The 17,283-nt window shown below is 66.5% G+C and carries 13 protein-coding genes; 4 read left to right on the forward strand and 9 right to left on the reverse strand.

Going from position 1 to position 17,283, the window contains the following annotated elements:
- The first annotated feature begins 69 nt into the window (after positions 1 to 69).
- Both IP92_RS11065 and IP92_RS11070 read left to right on the forward strand, forming a co-directional pair.
- Positions 70 to 711, forward strand: coding sequence for a hypothetical protein (locus IP92_RS11065; RefSeq protein ID WP_145874587.1), 642 nt, complete (start codon positions 70 to 72; stop codon positions 709 to 711).
- A gap of 9 nt (positions 712 to 720) precedes the next feature.
- Positions 721 to 2,895 carry a hypothetical protein gene (locus tag IP92_RS11070; protein WP_145874588.1) on the forward strand — a complete coding sequence of 725 codons (2,175 nt, stop codon included), beginning with the start codon at positions 721 to 723 and terminating at the stop codon, positions 2,893 to 2,895.
- A gap of 91 nt (positions 2,896 to 2,986) precedes the next feature.
- Here the strand turns inward: IP92_RS11070 and IP92_RS11075 are convergent, their stop codons facing one another.
- Entirely contained in the window at positions 2,987 to 3,931 is a 945-nt protein-coding gene (locus IP92_RS11075) for an alpha/beta fold hydrolase (protein WP_145874589.1), read from the reverse strand.
- Positions 3,932 to 4,038: 107 nt separating this feature from the next.
- On the opposite strand from IP92_RS11075, the gene IP92_RS11080 reads away from it, so the two are divergent.
- Entirely contained in the window at positions 4,039 to 4,467 is a 429-nt protein-coding gene (locus IP92_RS11080; protein ID WP_145874590.1) for an Rrf2 family transcriptional regulator, read from the forward strand.
- Between the two features lie 124 nt (positions 4,468 to 4,591).
- On the forward strand, positions 4,592 to 6,055 hold the full coding sequence (locus IP92_RS11085) for a high affinity choline transporter 1 (RefSeq protein WP_145874591.1): 1,464 nt from the start codon (positions 4,592 to 4,594) through the stop codon (positions 6,053 to 6,055).
- Between the two features lie 31 nt (positions 6,056 to 6,086).
- Here IP92_RS11085 and IP92_RS11090 read toward each other — a convergent pair whose 3' ends face one another.
- The 8 genes from IP92_RS11090 to nirB all read right to left on the reverse strand — a co-directional run bounded on the left by IP92_RS11090 (position 6,087) and on the right by nirB (position 17,278).
- Positions 6,087 to 7,496 (reverse strand): aspartate aminotransferase family protein, encoded by a 1,410-nt coding sequence (locus tag IP92_RS11090; protein ID WP_145874592.1) that lies wholly within the window; start codon positions 7,494 to 7,496, stop codon positions 6,087 to 6,089.
- Positions 7,497 to 7,589: 93 nt separating this feature from the next.
- Positions 7,590 to 8,960 (reverse strand): glutamine synthetase family protein, encoded by a 1,371-nt coding sequence (locus IP92_RS11095; RefSeq protein ID WP_145874593.1) that lies wholly within the window; start codon positions 8,958 to 8,960, stop codon positions 7,590 to 7,592.
- Between the two features lie 107 nt (positions 8,961 to 9,067).
- Complete coding sequence (locus IP92_RS11100; RefSeq protein ID WP_145874594.1) at positions 9,068 to 9,832, reverse strand: gamma-glutamyl-gamma-aminobutyrate hydrolase family protein; 765 nt, start codon at positions 9,830 to 9,832, stop codon at positions 9,068 to 9,070.
- 146 nt (positions 9,833 to 9,978) lie between these two features.
- Positions 9,979 to 10,377 (reverse strand): type II TA system antitoxin MqsA family protein, encoded by a 399-nt coding sequence (locus tag IP92_RS11105; RefSeq protein ID WP_145874595.1) that lies wholly within the window; start codon positions 10,375 to 10,377, stop codon positions 9,979 to 9,981.
- Positions 10,378 to 10,473: 96 nt separating this feature from the next.
- Positions 10,474 to 13,158, reverse strand: coding sequence for a nitrate reductase (locus IP92_RS11110; RefSeq protein WP_145874596.1), 2,685 nt, complete (start codon positions 13,156 to 13,158; stop codon positions 10,474 to 10,476).
- Positions 13,159 to 13,170: 12 nt separating this feature from the next.
- Positions 13,171 to 14,376 (reverse strand): NAD(P)/FAD-dependent oxidoreductase, encoded by a 1,206-nt coding sequence (locus IP92_RS11115; RefSeq protein ID WP_145874597.1) that lies wholly within the window; start codon positions 14,374 to 14,376, stop codon positions 13,171 to 13,173.
- A 10-nt stretch (positions 14,377 to 14,386) separates the two neighbouring features.
- Positions 14,387 to 14,737 carry a nitrite reductase small subunit NirD gene (nirD, locus tag IP92_RS11120; protein WP_145874598.1) on the reverse strand — a complete coding sequence of 117 codons (351 nt, stop codon included), beginning with the start codon at positions 14,735 to 14,737 and terminating at the stop codon, positions 14,387 to 14,389.
- A 12-nt stretch (positions 14,738 to 14,749) separates the two neighbouring features.
- On the reverse strand, positions 14,750 to 17,278 hold the full coding sequence (gene nirB / locus IP92_RS11125) for a nitrite reductase large subunit NirB (RefSeq protein WP_145874599.1): 2,529 nt from the start codon (positions 17,276 to 17,278) through the stop codon (positions 14,750 to 14,752).
- Positions 17,279 to 17,283: the final 5 nt, after the last annotated feature.

Genomic DNA, 17,283 nt, shown 5'->3' on the forward strand with positions numbered 1-17,283 from the left:
CGGGGTGCTGATCAGTATTACAGTCAATTAGCAAAAAGATATTTACAATAAACCACAACGGGGATGGACATGGCACTCTTTCGGTTACGCGGCCGTTACGGCCGTGCGGCAGCACTCGTCTTCACGATTCTCGGTCCGATCCCCGCGCTGCTCGGCGGCTGTGCCGACCTGTCGGTGGCGCAGCGGGCTGGCGTCGGCATCGGCACGGCCGCGCTGGCCGTCTCGCCCAGCGCCGAGGTAGAGCAGACCTACTATCTCGGCAGCTTCGATCCGCAGGAGCAGTTGCCGCCCGCCGTGTACCGCATCCGCGTGCGCGGCCAGTCCAGCGTGCTCAATGCCACCAAGTTCGCGTCGAGCTGGGTGCCGGCCGAGGTGGTCGATTCGCTCAATCGCAATATCAGCTTCACCGGCAAGACCAGCGATGTCGGCTATGGCAGCGGTGGCGATGCGTCCGACCTGAAGGATGCCGGCCGCGGCCTCGTGGTCTTCGGTCCGGAAGGCTTTCGCGAGGCGCCGCGCGGCCACCGGCTCGTGATCATCATGGGTTCGAGCCCGGAGACGGTGGAGCAGGCATTCTCCAGCGCGCTGGGCACCGTCGCACAGGTGCGGTACGGCGACACGGGCGCCGAACTCGATCGCACGATGTTCGCCAGGCTGACGGTACTGCACAGCGACAAGGAACGGCTGCGCGTATTGACCAGGCAACCTTGAGGAGCTGCCATGTCCTACCTGTCCACCACCTTGCGGCTGGTTGCCGCCGTGTCGTTCCTGTGTGTGCTGAGCGGTTGCGCGTCGCTGCAGATCGACGTCGACGTTTACAAGGGCCCGCTCGTCAACAACGAAGACATCCAGAGCCAGCAGGTGATCTCGATGGCGCTGTCGGCGAAACCGCTGATGATGTCGGCCCGGAACAGCTTGCTGGAGAAAGCGTTCAAGGATGATGCCCACCTGACCGAGCTGCGCACCTGCTTCGGCAAGCAGATCAAGCGCAGCTACCTGGCCGGCATCACGCTGCAGGACACCGCCCTGGAAAAGCGCAAGCGGCTGGCAATGCAGGTCAACGACCTGCTGAGCTTTTACCTGAATCGCGACGCCACGTTGGCGGTGGCACCGCTCACGTGCGAAGAAGTCAAACTGGACAACAATGCCGGCTTCACGGCCGGGCGCTTTGAAAAAGGTATCGATGAACTCGCGAACGCGGTGAGCACCGAGGCGGTTGCCCAGAAAAGCCGCTCCAGCGGCCCTTCGCCCGCCCCGTCCGACGCACGGGTGACGCTGGAAAGCGCACTAACCGACCTGGCCGCGCGAATGTTGTTCCTGTCGACGAACCAATGGCTGATCGAGGACGACGACGAAGACTCGCCCCGCTACCGCGCCCTGTTCGAAGCGGTGGCCAATTCCATCCTGCTGCACATCGACGACCTGCAGAACCGCCGCAAGTTCGACAAGGATGTGCAGGTTGCCGGCACCACCGAAGAATCGGAACGCAACAAATCCAGGTCGCTGGCCAACCAGACCCAAAAGGTCCAGCCCGCCATCGATGTCATCGACGCCGAGATTACCCAGCTCCGGTACGAGCACATCAAGGCGATCAGGTTGTACGGCAAGGATGGCCCCGAAAGCAAGCGCATCGCGCAGGCCTTGACGGAAGCGCGGAACCAGCGCTCGCTGATGATCTACCTGCGCCCCAGCAGCGCCTATCTGCGCTCCGTGTTCGCTGCCACGTACACGCAACAGGACCCGGGCCTGGGCTGGCAGAACATGCTCAACGACCAGATCCTCGACATGTTCCACATCGGCCAAGACCCGAAAGACGTCCGGCAGCTCCGCGCCGGCCTCGACAAAGCCTTCTGGCAGAACATCAACACGGTGCGCGTGAGCGCGGCCGGCAGTTCCAACTTCGTCGTCGCCAAGGACGATGTCGGCAACTGGTATGTGAAGTCGATGGGTTCCGATCCGGCGGCGATGGTCAACGCGGCGAAGAACCTCGCGCTGTACAACATGGGCGGCAAGTTCGACACGAACCTGCTGCGCGTCGCCGAGCTGCGCAACCGCAAGGACGATACCAATCTGTCCGACACGGAGCGCAACCGCGCCTCGGCCGAACTGACCTCGCTGACACGGGGGCAGACCGGTCCCGCCGTCGCCGCGCATGGCCAGACGTGGACGCTGTTCGACGAGCACTACCGCCAGCAGGGCGACAGCCAGTTGAAGGAGGTGGCGGGGCACGTCCAGTCGAACGCGTTCGCGCAGCAGCTGCGCGCGCGCTGGGCCGCCACGATGAAGGACGCCCCCAGCGATGCCCAACGCAATGCAGTGGACGGCACGCTGACACACACGCAGGTGACGAGCGCCTTCGCCGCCGTGCAGAACGCGGTGGTGCCGGCCACCGGGCAGGCCGGCGGCGATGCGCTGGTCAATGCCCTGGAAGCGCTGGGCCGCTACCGCGACGCCATCGACACGCAGCTGCTCGCCGCGGACGTGCTGGTCGCCACGGAAACGGCCGCCGCCACGCAAGCGGAACGCGACCGGTCGAACGCGGAGCAGGTGCTCGACGCCAGCCTGAAACAGCTGACCGTGGCCGAAGGCACGCTGCGCGTGGCCGAGACGGCGGCCGAGCAAGGCAATACCGCCCTGCTGCCTGGCGCGAAAGCGAATTACCAGCAAGCCCGCGCCCGCGTCGAGACGGATACGGCCGCCGCCGCGCTGGCCCGCAAGAACGCCATCGCTGCCACGGACGCGCTGAGCGCCGCCACGCGACGGCGCGAGGCTGCACGGGGCGACGTCGACATCGTCGTCGGCGAGTACGTCCGCACGGCAGCGGGCCGGCGGATGCGCTCGATCGAGGAGATGGAAACGGCCATCAAGGTCATCGGCCAGAGCATCCAACAGTAAAACCTATCGTTTAGCGGCAAGCGCCTCGTGAAGGCCGTCGGCGCCGATGGCACGAAGGTGGCCGGACTGGCCGCCGCGCTCAGCGAATAAATCAGTCCAGCTCCCGCAGGAAGCCGAGCAGCGCCTCGTTGACGAGCGCCGGCGCTTCCTGCGGCACCCAGTGCCCGCAAGGCAGCATCACGCTGCCGCGCAGGTCCGGCACCAGCGCCGGCATCGCGTCGACGATGGCACGCATGCCGGGCATCGCCAGCCCCGGGTCGCGCTCGCCGGCCAGGTACAGCGCCGGCACCGTGACCCGCAGTCCCTCCAACGCCCCCTGCAGTTCCCAGTTCCGGTCCAGGTTCCGGTAGTAGTTCAACGGGCCGCGAAAGCCGCTGGCCGCGAAGGACTGCGCAAAGGTGTCGAGGTCGTGCTGCGTGAGCCAGGCCGGCAATGCGTCCGGCAGCGGCGCCAGCATGCCCGCGGCGCGATCGACCATGCCGAACGGATTGAGGCCGCCCTCCCCCGTCCCCGCGAACAGGATCTTGCGCAGCGTGGCCGGCACGTCCGCTTCCAGCTCGCGCTCCGCCACGCCGCTCTGCTGGAAGTACAGCGTGTAGAACAGCGCCTCCTCCGTGCGGGGGAACAGCAGGCTGGGGGCACGCGGCGCGCGGCCCATCATCGGCACGCCGATGCCGACGACGGCCCGAAAACGGTCCGGCCGCAGCAGTGCCGCATGCCACGCGACGGTGGCACCCCAGTCGTTCCCCACCACCACCGCTTGCGTTTCGCCCAGCGCATCGAGGATGCCTACCAGGTCGCCGACCAGGTGCCACACCGTGTACTGCTGCGGATCGGCCGGGCGGTCCGTTCCGCCGTAGCCGCGCAGGTCCGGCGCCACGGCACGATAGCCGGCGGCGGCCAGCGCGCCGATCTGGTGGCGCCACGCATACGACGTTTCGGGAAAGCCGTGGCACAGCAGCACCAGCGGCCCCGTTCCCTGCTCGGCCACGGCGAAGCGCAGGCCGTTGGCGTCGATGTTCCTGTACTGAAGCATGTCTCCTCCTCTTGCACGAAAACTGAAACTCTAGACGTTACGGTATCACGTCACCGGCGTTACTGCAACTCGCCGAGTTACGGTAAACTGCGGGTTTTGGAGGAACGATGAGAAACGACTTCCGGCTGTCGCGCATGCTGCACGTGCTGGTTCACATCTACGGCAAAGAAGGCACCGCCAGCTCGGAGCAGATCGGCGCGATGCTGGATACCAACCCCGTGCAGGTGCGCCGCATGATGGCGGGCCTGCGCGACGCCGGCTACGTGGGCTCTTCGCAAGGCCGCGGCGGAGGCTGGGCATTGCTGGCCGATCCGCAGGATCTGACCGTGGGCGACGTCTACCGCGCCCTGGGCGAGCCGGCCGTCTTCGCGCTGGGCAGCACCAGCGATCACCCGCACTGCCCCGTCGAGCGGGCCGTCACGGGCACGCTGGACCGCGCGCTGGGCGTCGCGCAGGCCGCGCTGATGGCGGAGTTCGACCGCGTCACGCTGGCCGATTTCATCGCCGCCGCGCGGGCCGGCAAGGCGCATGCCTGAAGGCCCGGTGGGGCTTGTCCGGCACGCAACAGGCGATGACAAAGTTGATCCAACCGTCAGGTTCTGCCTTTATAATCGCGGATTTTCCGCCCGCTAATTTCCTTCGCCGAAAGCCGCCATTCGCATGAACACCACCCTGATCATTTTCGTCGTGCTCTACCTCCTGGGTACGCTGGCTCTCGGCATGTGGGCGGGGCGGCGGATCAAGAACACGGCGGACTTCGCCGTCGCCGGCCGCAGCCTGCCGCTGGTCATGGTGATCACGACCACGTTCGCCACGTGGTTCGGCGCCGAAACCGTGATGGGCGTGCCGGCGAAATTCGTGCAGGGCGGCCTGAACGCCGTCATCGAAGACCCGTTCGGCGCCGGCACCTGCCTGATTCTCGTCGGCCTGTTCTTCGCGTCGAAACTGTATCGTTTGAACCTGCTGACGATCGGCGACTACTACCGCCAGCGTTACGGCAAGGGCATCGAGGTGTTCTGCTCCGTCGCGATCATCCTGTCCTACCTGGGCTGGGTCGCCGCGCAGATCACGGCGCTGGGCCTCGTGTTCGCCGTGCTGACCAATGGCGCGATGGCGCCGTCCACCGGCATGGTGATCGGCACGCTGGCGGTGCTGATCTACGTCGTCGTCGGCGGCTTCCTCGCCGTCGCGATTACCGACTTCATCCAGATGATCGTGCTGGTCGTCGGCATGACGATCATCGCGTTCTTCGCGGCCGACCTGGCCGGCGGCGCCGACAAGGTGCTGGCGATGGCCCAGCATGCGGACCTGTGGCGCCTGCTGCCGGAACCGTCGTTCAACGACGTGATCTTCTTCATCGGTGCGGCCATCACGATGATGTTCGGCTCGATTCCGCAGCAGGACGTGTTCCAGCGCGTGATGTCGGCCAAGAATGCGCCGACCGCGCGCAATGGCGCCGTGATCGGCGGTGCCAGCTACATCCTGTTCGGCTTCGTGCCGATGTTCATCGTGGCGGCGGCCGTCGTCGTGATGGGCGACCATGCGATGGACATCGCGAAGAACGACTACCAGCGCCTGCTGCCCACGTTCGTGATGACGAAGATGCCGCTGATTATGCAGATCCTGTTCTTCGGCGCGCTGCTCTCCGCGATCAAGAGCACGTCGTCCGCCACGTTGCTGGCGCCGTCGACGAGCTTCGTCGAGAACATCCTGAAGAACCTGCGCCCGGACATGACGGACCGCCAGCAGCTGTTCGCGATGCGTGCCACGATCGTCATCTTCGCCGCGCTGGTGCTGGCCTACGCGATCGCGATGCAGGGCACGTCGATCTATGAACTGGTGTCGTCCGCCTACCAGGTCACCCTGGTCGGTGCGTTCGTGCCCTTGCTGGCGGGCCTGTACTGGAAGCGCGCCACGACGCAGGGCGCGATCCTGTCGATCGCCGCCGGCATCGGCGTATGGGTGCTGTATTTCCCGCAGGTGTCCGAGCTGGGCGCGCACTTCCCGGGCCAGCTGGCTGGCCTGCTGGCCGCGTTCGCAGGCATGTTCGCCGGTTCGCTGGCGCCGCAGCTCCTGAAGAACCGCCAGGAAGAGCCGGCCCACATGGCCGGCATGAAGGCCTGACCTTCCCGCCCTCCCCGCGGTGCGGCCCGGCTCAGTCGAGCCAGCGCCGCGCCGTCAGGTCCGTCAGCGTCAGGTCCAGGCAGTAGCGGATCTTCTGGATCATCTCGTCGATCTGCTCGCGCGTCATGATCAGCGGCGGCGCGATGATCATCCTGTCCCCCACGGCGCGCATGATCACGCCCTGCTCGAACATGTGGGCGCGGCACAGCATCCCCACGCCGAGCCCCGGGTCGAAGCGCAGCTGATGGTGCACGTGGGCGGCCTTGCGCCGCACCAGCGACAGCCCGGCCACGAAGCCGAAGCTCTCCGCGCTGCCCACCAGCGGGTGCGCCGCCAGGCTGGCGAAGCGCTGCTTCAGGTAAGGCCCCGTGTCGTGCGCCACCTGATCGAGCAGACGTTCCTCCTCGAGGATGCGGATGTTCTCCAGCGCTGCCGCGCAGGCCACCGGGTGGCCCGAATACGTGAAGCCGTGATTGAAGTCGCCGCCGCGCACGAGCGCGTCCGCGACGCGGTCGCCCACCAGCACGCCGCCCAGCGGCACGTAGCCCGACGTGACGCCTTTCGCGAACGTGATCAGGTCCGGCCGCATGCCGTACACGTCGGCCGCGAACCATTTGCCGAGGCGGCCGAAGCCAGTGATCACTTCGTCCGCGATCAGCAGCACGTCGTATTTGTCGCAGATGCGGCGGATCTCCGGCCAGTACGTGGGCGGCGGGATGATCACGCCGCCGGCGCCCTGGATCGGTTCGCCGATGAAGGCGGCCACCTTGTCCGGCCCCAGCTCCTTGATGCGCTCTTCCAGCCACGACGCGGCATACACGCCGAACTCCTCGAACGTCATGCCGGTGCCATGGTCGGCGTAGGATGGCTGGCCGATGTGGACGATGCCGGGAATCGGCAGCCCGCCCTGCACGTGCATGCCGGTCATGCCGCCCAGCGACGCGCCGGCCATCGTGCTGCCGTGGTACGCGTTGTGGCGGCTGATGATCACCGTGCGCTCCGGCTGGCCGGCCAGGTCCCAGAAGCGGCGCACCATGCGTACATTGGTGTCGTTCGCCTCGGAGCCGGAGCCCGTGAAGAACACGTGGTTGAAGCCCGCGGGGGCGATCTTCGCCAGCTTGGCCGCCAGCTGGACGGCGGGAATCGTCGTCGTGTTGAAGAAGCTGTTATAGAAAGGCAGCGTGTCCATCTGCCGCGCCACCGCTTCCGTGATGCTGCGCCGGCCATACCCCACGTTGACGCACCACAGGCCGGACATCGCATCGAGCACCTTGTGCCCGTCCGAATCCCACAGCCAGATGCCGTCGCCGCGCACCATCACGCGCGCGCCCTTCTCGGCGAGCGCCGCGTGGTCGGTGAACGGATGCAGGTAATGCGCGGCGTCGAGCCGCTGCAGGCCTTTGGTGTCGGGCAGTTCCGGCACGGTGGGCGTGGTGGTCATGATTGCCTCCCGGGTGAGGCGCAGCGGGTGTCGTGAACCACCGCCGCGCGGCGGCCGAGCGTCGGTCCGTGAGAGTGTGGCGCGATGCGCCGGTTACACGTGCAGCAGCAGGTGCTCCCGCTCCCACGGGCTGATGACGGTCATGAATTCCTGGTGTTCCAGGTCCTTGATGGCAGCATACACGTCGATGAAGCGCTCGCCCAGCACCCCGCGCAGCTTTTCTTCCTTACGCAACAGTGCCAGCGCTTCCGGCAACCCCTGCGGCAGCTCGTATTCCATCTCATACGCACTGCCCTGGGTGATCGGTGTGGGCTCGAGCTGCTCCGTCATGCCCAGGTAGCCGCACGCCAGCGTGACCGCCAGCGCGAGGTAGGGATTGGCATCCGAGCCGATGATGCGGTTTTCCACGCGGCGGTCCTGGATGCCCGATTCCGGCACCCGGAAGCCCACGGTGCGGTTGTCCACACCCCACTGGATGTTGATCGGCGCGGCCGTGTGGCGCACCAGCCGACGGTACGAATTCACGTACGGCGCGACGATGGCCAATGCCGACGGCATGAAGCGCTGCAGGCCGCCGATGTAGTGCTTGAACAGCGCGGACGGCGAACCATCCTCGTTCGAGAAGATGTTCCAGCCCGTCTTCGCGTCGACGACGCTCTGGTGGATGTGCATCGCCGAGCCGGGCTCGCCGGCCATCGGCTTGGCCATGAACGTGGCATACATCTCGTGCTTCAGGGCCGCCTCGCGCAAGGTGCGCTTGAAGAAGAACACCTTGTCGGCAAGGCCCAGCGGCTCGCCGTGCAGGAAGTTGATCTCCATCTGGCCGGCGCCGATTTCGTGGATCAGCGTGTCCACGTCCAGGCCCATCTCGTCGCAGTAATCGTAGATGTCCTCGAACAGCGGGTCGAATTCGTTGACGGCGTCGATGCTGTACACCTGGCGCGACGTCTCGGCGCGGCCGCTGCGCCCGACGGGCGCCTTCAGCGGCAGGTCCGGATCGGAAATCTTGTCGGTCAAATAAAACTCCAGCTCCGGCGCGACGACCGGCTTCCAGCCCTTGTCCTCGTACAGCTTCAGCACCTTGCGCAGCACCGAGCGGGGCGCGAAATCGACGAGGCGGCCGTCAGCGAAATAGCAGTCGTGGATGACCTGCGCGGTCGGGTCGGTGGCCCACGGCACCATCGTGATCGTCGTGGGATCGGCCTTCAGGATCATGTCCCGGTCCGTCTTCGAGATCGCCCGGTCATAGGCGGGATCGTCGACCGGCGAATTGCCCGTGACGGTCATGCCCAGTACGGCTTCGGGGATGCGCATGCCGCGCTCCTCGGTGAATTTCACGCGCGGCAGGATCTTTCCACGGGCGACGCCGGTCAGGTCCGGCACGAGGCATTCGATTTCGGTGACCCGTTTCGCATTGAGCCACTCGTCCATGTCGGTATAGGTGAAGTTTTCGCGAATTGCCATTGTTTGCTCCCAAAAGTTAATGCGCGCGGCGCCTCTCGGGCCGCGTCCCTCGCACTCAGTTGGTAACAACAGCTACGGGATTCCGCCGGCCCAGGCTTCGTAAGTGATCATGCCCGCTCCTGGCGCTTGGCCTGATATTCGCGGCATGCGTTGCCGAATGCCAGGAACATCTTCATGGAGTCGGGGTTTTCCGTGATGCGCCACTCGGGGTGCCATTGCACCGCCAGCGTGAAACCATGCGCCGAACTCACGGTATAAGCTTCCACCAGCCCGTCGTGCGCCACCGCTTCCACGGTGAGGCCGGGGGCCAGCTGGTCGATTCCCTGCCCATGCAGCGAATTGACCATGATTTCCTCCGGATGGCCCAGCATTTCCGCAAACTTGCCACCCGCGGCGATGCGGATCGGGTGGGCCGGGCCGTACTGCACGTCCAGCGAATCGTCTTCGCGGTCGCGGTGGTCCATCATCCCCGGCAGTTCCTGCACCGCCTGGTGCAAGGTGCCGCCCAGCGCCACGTTGATTTCCTGGAAGCCTCGGCAGATGCCCAGCAGCGGAATTCCCCGCTTCACCGCGGCGCGGATCAGCGGCAACGTGGTCGCATCGCGAGCGATGTCCAGCGGCAGCGCCGGATTGCGGATCGGCTGGCCGTACAGGTCCGCCTGCACGTTCGACGCCGAGCCCGTCAGCATGATCCCGTCCGCGACGTGCAGCACCGCCTCCATGTCCGTCAGCTCCGCCAGTGCAGGCAAAATCAGCGGCATGCAACGCGCGCCAAGGACGACGGCGTTCACATATTTGTTCTGGGCGGCATGATTCGGGAAATGCCCGATCTGCCGTGTGCACGCAGGCACGAGGACGATAGGACGGCGCATACACAGCTCCGCAAACGTTGATGCTGATGACTTTAATCTAACACAAAGCGGAAAATACGCTCTGTACGCTAGCGATCACAACGCGGCAACTCAGCCGTTTCCGGCGCGGTTGGCTAGCTGCCGCGGTCGTGCAACTATTGCGTCGCTTACTCGCGCAATTCGTCCACCAGCTCGGGGTGCCGCTCCAGCAGCTTGAGCAGTTTGAGCGTGGACGGATGCGGCTGCACCCTGCCCGTTTCCAGGTGGACGAAACCATCGGTGCCGAACACGTGATCGGCTTCGACCGGATCGAGCCGCAGCTTGCTGCGCACGGTGCGGATGTAGGCGGGGTCGGCCGCTTCGGCATCGATGCGGCGGTGGAATTGCGCCACCAGTTCGTCGTAGCGGTGCACGGCGGCGGGGTCGAGCGTGACGCCGCCGCATTGGGCGCAGTGGTAGGCGGCGACGGACGGGATCGTCGTATGCCGGTCCTTGTACGTGTACGACACGCCGTGGCGGTCGTACACGAGGTCGGCGGCGCCGCATTCGGGGCAGAGGTCGATCATTGCGTATCCTTCGAAGCAGTGCGGTCGCCTTCGATTCTAGCGGCGTATGCGCGAGCGGGGCGCGCGCTCCGCAGCCGACGCTGCGCCAGACGCCGATCAGCCCGCCGCGGCGACGCGCTCTTCGCGCACCACGGTGATCAACTGCCGGATCTCCGGCACGCACGAGCCGCAGTTGCCGCCCGCCTTCACGCAGGCGGTCACTTCGGCGGCCGTCTTCAAGTCCTTGTCGCGGATCGCGTTGCAGATCGTGTTGCGGCCCACGCCGAAGCACGAGCACACGGTCGGCCCCGCGTCGAGCCCCTGCTTCAACGGCCGCCCGGCCAGCACGCCGGCCCGTTCCACGTCCGTCAACGCTTCGCTTGCAAACAGGCCGGCCAGCCACGCCCGCTCCGGCAGGTCCGGCCGCGGCGACACGAAAATGCATTGCGCGATACGGTCGTCGACGACGTGCACGGCGCGGTATACGCCGGCGCTGCGGTCGGCGTATTCGAGCCAGTCCGCATCGTCGTCATCGACGCCCAGCAGCTGGCGTGCCCACGTGCCGAAGTCGGCGATGCGGTTGCGGCCCGCCAGTTCGTAGCGCTGGAAGCCAGTACCCTGCGCACGCGTCCAGTATGCAACCATGTCGAGATCGAGCGGTGTGCGCGACAGCACGAAGCCATGCCACTGCACGGGGAAGCGGTCGACGATTACCGGCGTGTGCTTGAATTCCGGTTCGCCGGAGATGGGATCGACCACCGGGTTCACGACCGCGCCGACGCGCGCATCGGATGCCGTCTGGCCGTTCCAGTGGATCGGCACGAACACGCTGCCGCGCGCGATGCCGCCGCCATGTTTTACGCGCGCGACCATGCTGCCCCAGGCGGACGACACGCGTGCCAGCTCGCCTTCGCGCACGCCGCACAGCAGCGCATCCTGCGGGTGCAGGTCGACGAACGATTCCGGCGTATGTTCGGCCAGCTTTGGTGCACGGCCGGTTCTCGTCATCGTGTGCCAGTGGTCGCGCATCCGGCCCGTGTTCAGCACCAGCGGATATTCGCCGCCGGCCGTGTTGACGGGCAGGCGCGGCACCGTCGGCACGAAGCGCGCACGGCCATCCGGGAACGAGAAGCGCCCGTCGGCAAACACGCGGCGGCCCAGCGGCCATTGCACCGGCTGCAGCGCATCGTAACCGCTGCGATCCAGGCTCGCCAGGGCGCCGATGTGGAATGCGCGCGGCAGTGCATCCAGGGTGTTCTTCCAGGCCGACAGCGCCGCGTGCTCGGCGAAGATCTCGCTCTGGTGCGCGTAGTCGAAGCCCGTGTAGCCGAGCCGCTGCGCGAAGTCGGCCAGGATCTTCCAGTCCGCCCGCGCTTCGCCCGGCGCCGGCAGGAACGCGCGCTGGCGCGAGATGCGCCGCTCGGAGTTCGTCACCGTGCCATCCTTCTCGGCCCACGCCAGCGCCGGCAGCAGCACGTGCGCAAACGCGTTCGTGTCGGTATCGGTGACGACGTCGCTGGCGATCACCAGCTCCGCCTTCGCCAGCGCGCGCTTGACCTGGTCCGCATCCGGCAGGCTGACGATCGGGTTCGTGGCGATCACCCACACGGCCTTCACCTTGCCCGACTCGATCGCGTGGAACAGGTCGACGGCCTTCAGGCCCGGCTTGTCCGCGATGCGCGGCGAGTTCCAGAATTCCTGCACGGCGGCGCGATGGTCCGGCTTGTCCAGGTCCAGGTGGGCGGCCAGCATATTGGCCAGGCCCCCTACTTCACGCCCGCCCATCGCGTTCGGCTGGCCCGTGATCGAGAACGGGCCCATGCCCGGCTTGCCGATCCGGCCGCCGAGCAGGTGGCAGTTGATGATCGCGTTGACCTTGTCCGTGCCGGCCGACGACTGGTTCACGCCCATCGAAAAGCCCGTGATGACCTTCGTCGTGGCGGCAAACGCCTCATAGAACGCCAGCACGTCTTCCAGTTTCAACCGGCACGCCTGGGCCACTTCCTCGGGCGTGATGTCGGCCGCTTCCAGCGCGTCGGGCAAGCCTTGCGTGTGGTTCGCGATGAACGCGGGGTCGACAGCGCCGATCCGCGCCAGGTATGCCAAGAGGCCGTTGAACAGCCACACGTCCGTGCCCGGCTTGACGGGCAGGTGCAGGTCGGCCAGCTCGCACGTGGCCGTGCGGCGCGGGTCGATGACGACGAGCTTCACGTCCGGCCGCGCTTCCTTCGCGCGCACGATGCGCTGGTACAGGATAGGGTGGCACCACGCAGTGTTCGAGCCGACCAGCACGACCATGTCGGCGATGTCCAGGTCGGCGTAATCGACCGGCACCAGGTCTTCGCCGAACGCGCGCTTGTGCCCGGCCACGGCGGACGACATGCACAGCCGCGAATTCGTGTCGATGTTCGCGCTGCCGACATAGCCCTTCATCAGCTTGTTGGCGACGTAGTAATCCTCCGTCAGCAACTGGCCCGATACGTACAGCGCCACCGCGTCCGGCCCGTGTTCGTCGACGATGCGGCGCCATTGGCTGGCCGCGCGGTCCAGCGCGTCGTCCCACGACACTTGCCGCAACTGGCCGCCCTCGCGCACCTGCGGGTGCAGCAGGCGGCCGTCCAGGCCCAGCGTCTCGCCGAGGGCCGAGCCCTTCACGCACAGCCGGCCGAAGTTGGACGGGTGCGCCGCGTCGCCGCTGATCGTGGCGTTTTGCGGGCCTTGCGGCACGGCCTTCACGCCGCAGCCGACGCCGCAGTAAGGACAGGTGGTGGCGACGGACAGGTGTTCCTGGGACAGATTCACGATGATTCCTTGTTATGCGGCCAGCGCTGGCCCGAACAGCAGCGTGTGACGCAGCGCCGAAATGTCGGCACCGCGCTGGATCAGGTCGAAGTACCACGGCCCATCCTGCACGTCGCCATACAGCACGGCGCCCGTCAGGCGCGGGCCGTCCAGCACCAGGCGCTTGTAGACGCCGCGCCGCGCGTCGCGCAGCACGAGGTCCTCGCTGCCTTCGCCGCCGATGAAGTCGCCGACGGAATACAGCTCGATGCCCGTAACCTTCAGGCGCGTCGGCGACGCCTGCTGGATGTAGCGGCGGTGGCCCGAGCCGGCCAGGTGCGACGCGCACACCTTGGCCTGCTCCCAGATCGGCGCAACGAGGCCGAACGTGGCGCGGCGGTGCTGCACGCATTCGCCGACGGCATACACGCGCGGGTCGTACGTCTGCAACGTGTCGTCGACCACGATGGCACGCTCGCAGTGCAGCCCGGCCGTTTTCGCCAGGTCGATATTCGGGCGCACGCCGGCCGTCATCACGACGAGGTCCGCGGCGACCTCGGTGCCGTCCTTGAAGCGCACGGCGGTGACGCGGTCCGGGCCGACGATTTCCGCGGTGTTCGCTTCGAGCATGAACTTCAGGCCGCGCGCTTCCAGCGCCCGCTGCAGCAGCTGGGCGGCCGGCTTGTCGAGCTGCTGGTTCATCAGCGCGTCCGTGACGTGCACCACCGTCACAATCATGCCTTGCTTCAGCAAGCCGTTCGCGGCCTCCAGGCCCAGCAGGCCACCGCCGATGACGACGGCGTGCTTGTGGTTGCGCGCGGCGTCGAGCATGCTCTCGACGTCGGCGATGTCGCGAAACGCCAGCACGCCCGGCAGTTGATGGCCCGGCACGGGAATGATGAACGGTTTCGAGCCGGTGGCGATCAGCAGGCGGTCGTAGCGCACTTCCAGGCCGGACGCGGCGCGCACGATGCGACGGCGGCGATCGATCGCGACGACCGGATCGCCCGCGTGCAGCGTGATGCCGTTGGCGTCGTACCAGTCGCGCGTGTTGAGCATGATGTCGTCGACCGACTTCTCGCCGGCCAGCACGGGCGACAGCAGGATGCGGTTGTAGTTACCGTGCGGCTCGGCGCCGAACACTGTGATGTCGTACAGGCCAGGCGCCAGCGCTAGCAATTCCTCGACCGTGCGCATGCCGGCCATGCCGTTGCCGACGACGACCAGGGCGGGCTTCATAAGCCGAACCTCATGCCCCGACCCACACCTTTCCTGCATCGATCCGCGCGGGCCACGTCGGCACCGAGTGTTCCGGCGCCTCCAGGCACTCGCCCGTCTGCAGGTCGAAGTGGTGCTTGTACAGCGGCGAGGCGACGACGATGCGTTCCCCCAGGTTGCCCACCAGCCCGCGCGACAGCACGGAAGCATGCGCGTTCGGATCGTAGTTCCCGATCGCGAACACGCGGGTATCAAGGCCGTCGTTCAGGCGGAACACGGCCACCTGTTCGCCGTTCAAGAGCGCGCACACGCCGGTGTTCGGCACGATGTCGTCGACGCCGCACACGGCGGTCCAGTTCGCGGCTTGGTTCTCACGTTTCATGGTGATATCTCCTTATGCTGCCTTGATGGGGATGACGCGCTGCTTCTTTTCTTCCGCGGTGGCGGGCCGGATCTGGCCGCGCTCCTCGATGAAGACGACGTTGTCGTCCTTCGCGTCGCTGTTGACGAAATGACGGAAGCGCTGGCGCGTTTCCGGGTTGGTGACGGCTTCCTTCCACTCGCAAGCGTAGGTGTCGACCACGCGCTGCATGTCGGCTTCCAGCTCGGCACTGACGCCCAGCTTGTCGTCGATGATCACTTCCTTCAGGTAGTCCAGGCCGCCCTCGAGGTTTTCGCGCCACGTGCTGGTGCGCTGCAGGCGGTCCGCCGTGCGGCTGTAGAACATCAGGAAGCGGTCGACGTACTTGATCAGGGTTGCCTTGTCGAGGTCGGACGCGAACAGCTCGGCGTGACGGGGCTTCATGCCGCCGTTGCCGCACACGTACAGGTTCCAGCCCTTCTCGGTGGCGATGATGCCCACGTCCTTGCCCTGCGCTTCGGCGCACTCGCGGGTGCAGCCGGACACGCCGAACTTGATCTTGTGCGGCGTGCGCAAGCCCTTGTAGCGGTTCTCCAGCTCGATCGCCAGGCCCACGCTGTCGTCCACGCCGTAGCGGCACCACGTCGAGCCCACGCACGACTTCACGGTGCGCAGCGACTTGCCGTACGCGTGACCGGTCTCGAAGCCGGCCGCGATCAGCTCTTCCCAGATCGACGGCAGCTGGTCGACGCGGGCGCCGAACAGGTCGACGCGCTGGCCGCCCGTGATCTTCGTGTACAGCCCGTACTTCTTGGCGACCTGGCCAACGGCGATCAGGCCGTCCGGCGTCACTTCGCCGCCCGGCATGCGCGGCACGACGGAATACGTGCCGTCCTTCTGGATGTTGCCGAGGTAGTAGTCGTTCGTATCCTGCAGGCCGGCATGCTCCTTCTTCAGCACGAAGTCGTTCCAGCAGGTGGCGAAGATCGACGCCGCCAGCGGTTTGCACACGTCGCAACCGAGGCCCTTGCCGTGCTTGTGCAGCAGGTCGTCGAACGTCTTGATGCCGCCCACGCGGATCAGGTGGAACAGTTCCTGGCGCGAGTGCGGGAAGTGTTCGCAGACATGGTTGTTGACGTCCATGCCCTGCTTCTTCATCTCTGCCTTCATCACCTGCGTGACGAGCGGCACGCAGCCGCCGCACGACGTGCCGGCGTTCGTGCAGCTCTTCAGCGCGCCAATCGACGTGGCGCCGTCGGCCACCGCGCCGCAGATCGCACCCTTCGTGACGTTGTTGCAGGAGCAGATCTGCGCGGAGTCCGGCAGCGCATCGACGCCGAGGCCCGGCTTGGCCTTGCCATCCGACTGCGGCAGGATCAGGAATTCAGGCGATTCCGGCAGCTCGATCCGGTTCAGCATCATCTGCAGCAGCGTGCCGTATTCGCCCGCGTCGCCGACCATCACGCCGCCCAGCAGGTACTTGCCGCAGTTGGAGACGACGATCTTCTTGTAGATCTGCCGGCGCTCGTCGGTGAACTGGTAGCTGCGGCTGCCCTCTTCCTTGCCGTGCGGGTCGCCGATCGATGCCACGTCCACGCCCATCAGCTTGAGCTTCGTGCTCATGTCCGCGCCCGTGAATTCGGCGGCCTGGCCGGCCAGCTGCTTCGCGACGACGCGCGCCATGTCGTAGCCCGGCGCCACCAGGCCGTACACCATGCCGTTGTGCAGCGCGCATTCGCCGATCGCGTACACGTCCGGGTCGGACGTCATGCAGGAGTTGTCGATGACGATGCCGCCGCGCGGGCCGATCGCCAGGCCGGCTTCCTTCGCCAGCTGGTCGCGCGGGCGGATGCCGGCGGAGAATACGATCATGTCCACGTCCAGGTGCGAACCGTCGGCGAACTGCATGCGGTGCTGGCCTTCCTCGCCGTCGACGATGGCCGTCGTGTTCTTGCCCGTGTGGACCGTCACGCCCAGTTCGGCGATCTTGTTGCGCAGGATGCGGCCGCCGCCGTCGTCGACCTGCACCGCCATCAGGCGCGGCGCGAATTCGACGACGTGGGTGATCAGGCCCATGTCGCGCAGTGCCTTGGCGCATTCGAGGCCCAGCAGGCCGCCGCCGATCACGACGCCGGTGTTCAGGCGCTTGCCTGCTTCCGTCATCGCTTCCAGGTCTTCGATCGTGCGGTAGACAAAGCAGTCCTTGCGGTCGCGGCCTTCGACCGGCGGCACGAAGGGGTAGGAACCGGTGGCGAACACCAGCTTGTCGTACGGGAGCACATCGCCCGTGCTGGCCGTGACGGTTTTGGCTTTCAAGTCGATCGCCTCGGCGCGCGCGTTCAGGCGCAGCACCATGTCGTCGCGCTCGAAGAAGCCGGGCTTCACGAGCGACAGGTCGTCAGCGCTTTTGCCGCTGAAGAATTCGGACAGGTGCACGCGGTCGTAAGCGGGACGCGGCTCCTCGCACAGCACCGTGACCTGCATGCCGGCGACGGGGTTGTCCGCCAGGCTTTCGAGGAACTTGTGGCCGACCATGCCATGGCCGATGACGACGATTTTCATATCCA

Source organism: Pseudoduganella flava (genome assembly GCF_007830495.1).
Taxonomy (GTDB): Bacteria; Pseudomonadota; Gammaproteobacteria; order Burkholderiales; family Burkholderiaceae_D; genus Rugamonas; species Rugamonas flava.

What these genes read in the sequence shown, in the direction of transcription:
- IP92_RS11065 (WP_145874587.1), top strand. Translation starts at nt 70, where the DNA reads ATGGCACTCTTTCGGTTACGCGGCCGTTACGGCCGTGCGGCAGCACTC.
- IP92_RS11070 (WP_145874588.1), top strand. Translation starts at nt 721, where the DNA reads ATGTCCTACCTGTCCACCACCTTGCGGCTGGTTGCCGCCGTGTCGTTC.
- IP92_RS11075 (WP_145874589.1), bottom strand. Translation starts at nt 3,931, where the DNA reads ATGCTTCAGTACAGGAACATCGACGCCAACGGCCTGCGCTTCGCCGTG.
- IP92_RS11080 (WP_145874590.1), top strand. Translation starts at nt 4,039, where the DNA reads ATGAGAAACGACTTCCGGCTGTCGCGCATGCTGCACGTGCTGGTTCAC.
- IP92_RS11085 (WP_145874591.1), top strand. Translation starts at nt 4,592, where the DNA reads ATGAACACCACCCTGATCATTTTCGTCGTGCTCTACCTCCTGGGTACG.
- IP92_RS11090 (WP_145874592.1), bottom strand. Translation starts at nt 7,496, where the DNA reads ATGACCACCACGCCCACCGTGCCGGAACTGCCCGACACCAAAGGCCTG.
- IP92_RS11095 (WP_145874593.1), bottom strand. Translation starts at nt 8,960, where the DNA reads ATGGCAATTCGCGAAAACTTCACCTATACCGACATGGACGAGTGGCTC.
- IP92_RS11100 (WP_145874594.1), bottom strand. Translation starts at nt 9,832, where the DNA reads ATGCGCCGTCCTATCGTCCTCGTGCCTGCGTGCACACGGCAGATCGGG.
- IP92_RS11105 (WP_145874595.1), bottom strand. Translation starts at nt 10,377, where the DNA reads ATGATCGACCTCTGCCCCGAATGCGGCGCCGCCGACCTCGTGTACGAC.
- IP92_RS11115 (WP_145874597.1), bottom strand. Translation starts at nt 14,376, where the DNA reads ATGAAGCCCGCCCTGGTCGTCGTCGGCAACGGCATGGCCGGCATGCGC.
- nirD (WP_145874598.1), bottom strand. Translation starts at nt 14,737, where the DNA reads ATGAAACGTGAGAACCAAGCCGCGAACTGGACCGCCGTGTGCGGCGTC.
- nirB (WP_145874599.1), bottom strand. Translation starts at nt 17,278, where the DNA reads ATGAAAATCGTCGTCATCGGCCATGGCATGGTCGGCCACAAGTTCCTC.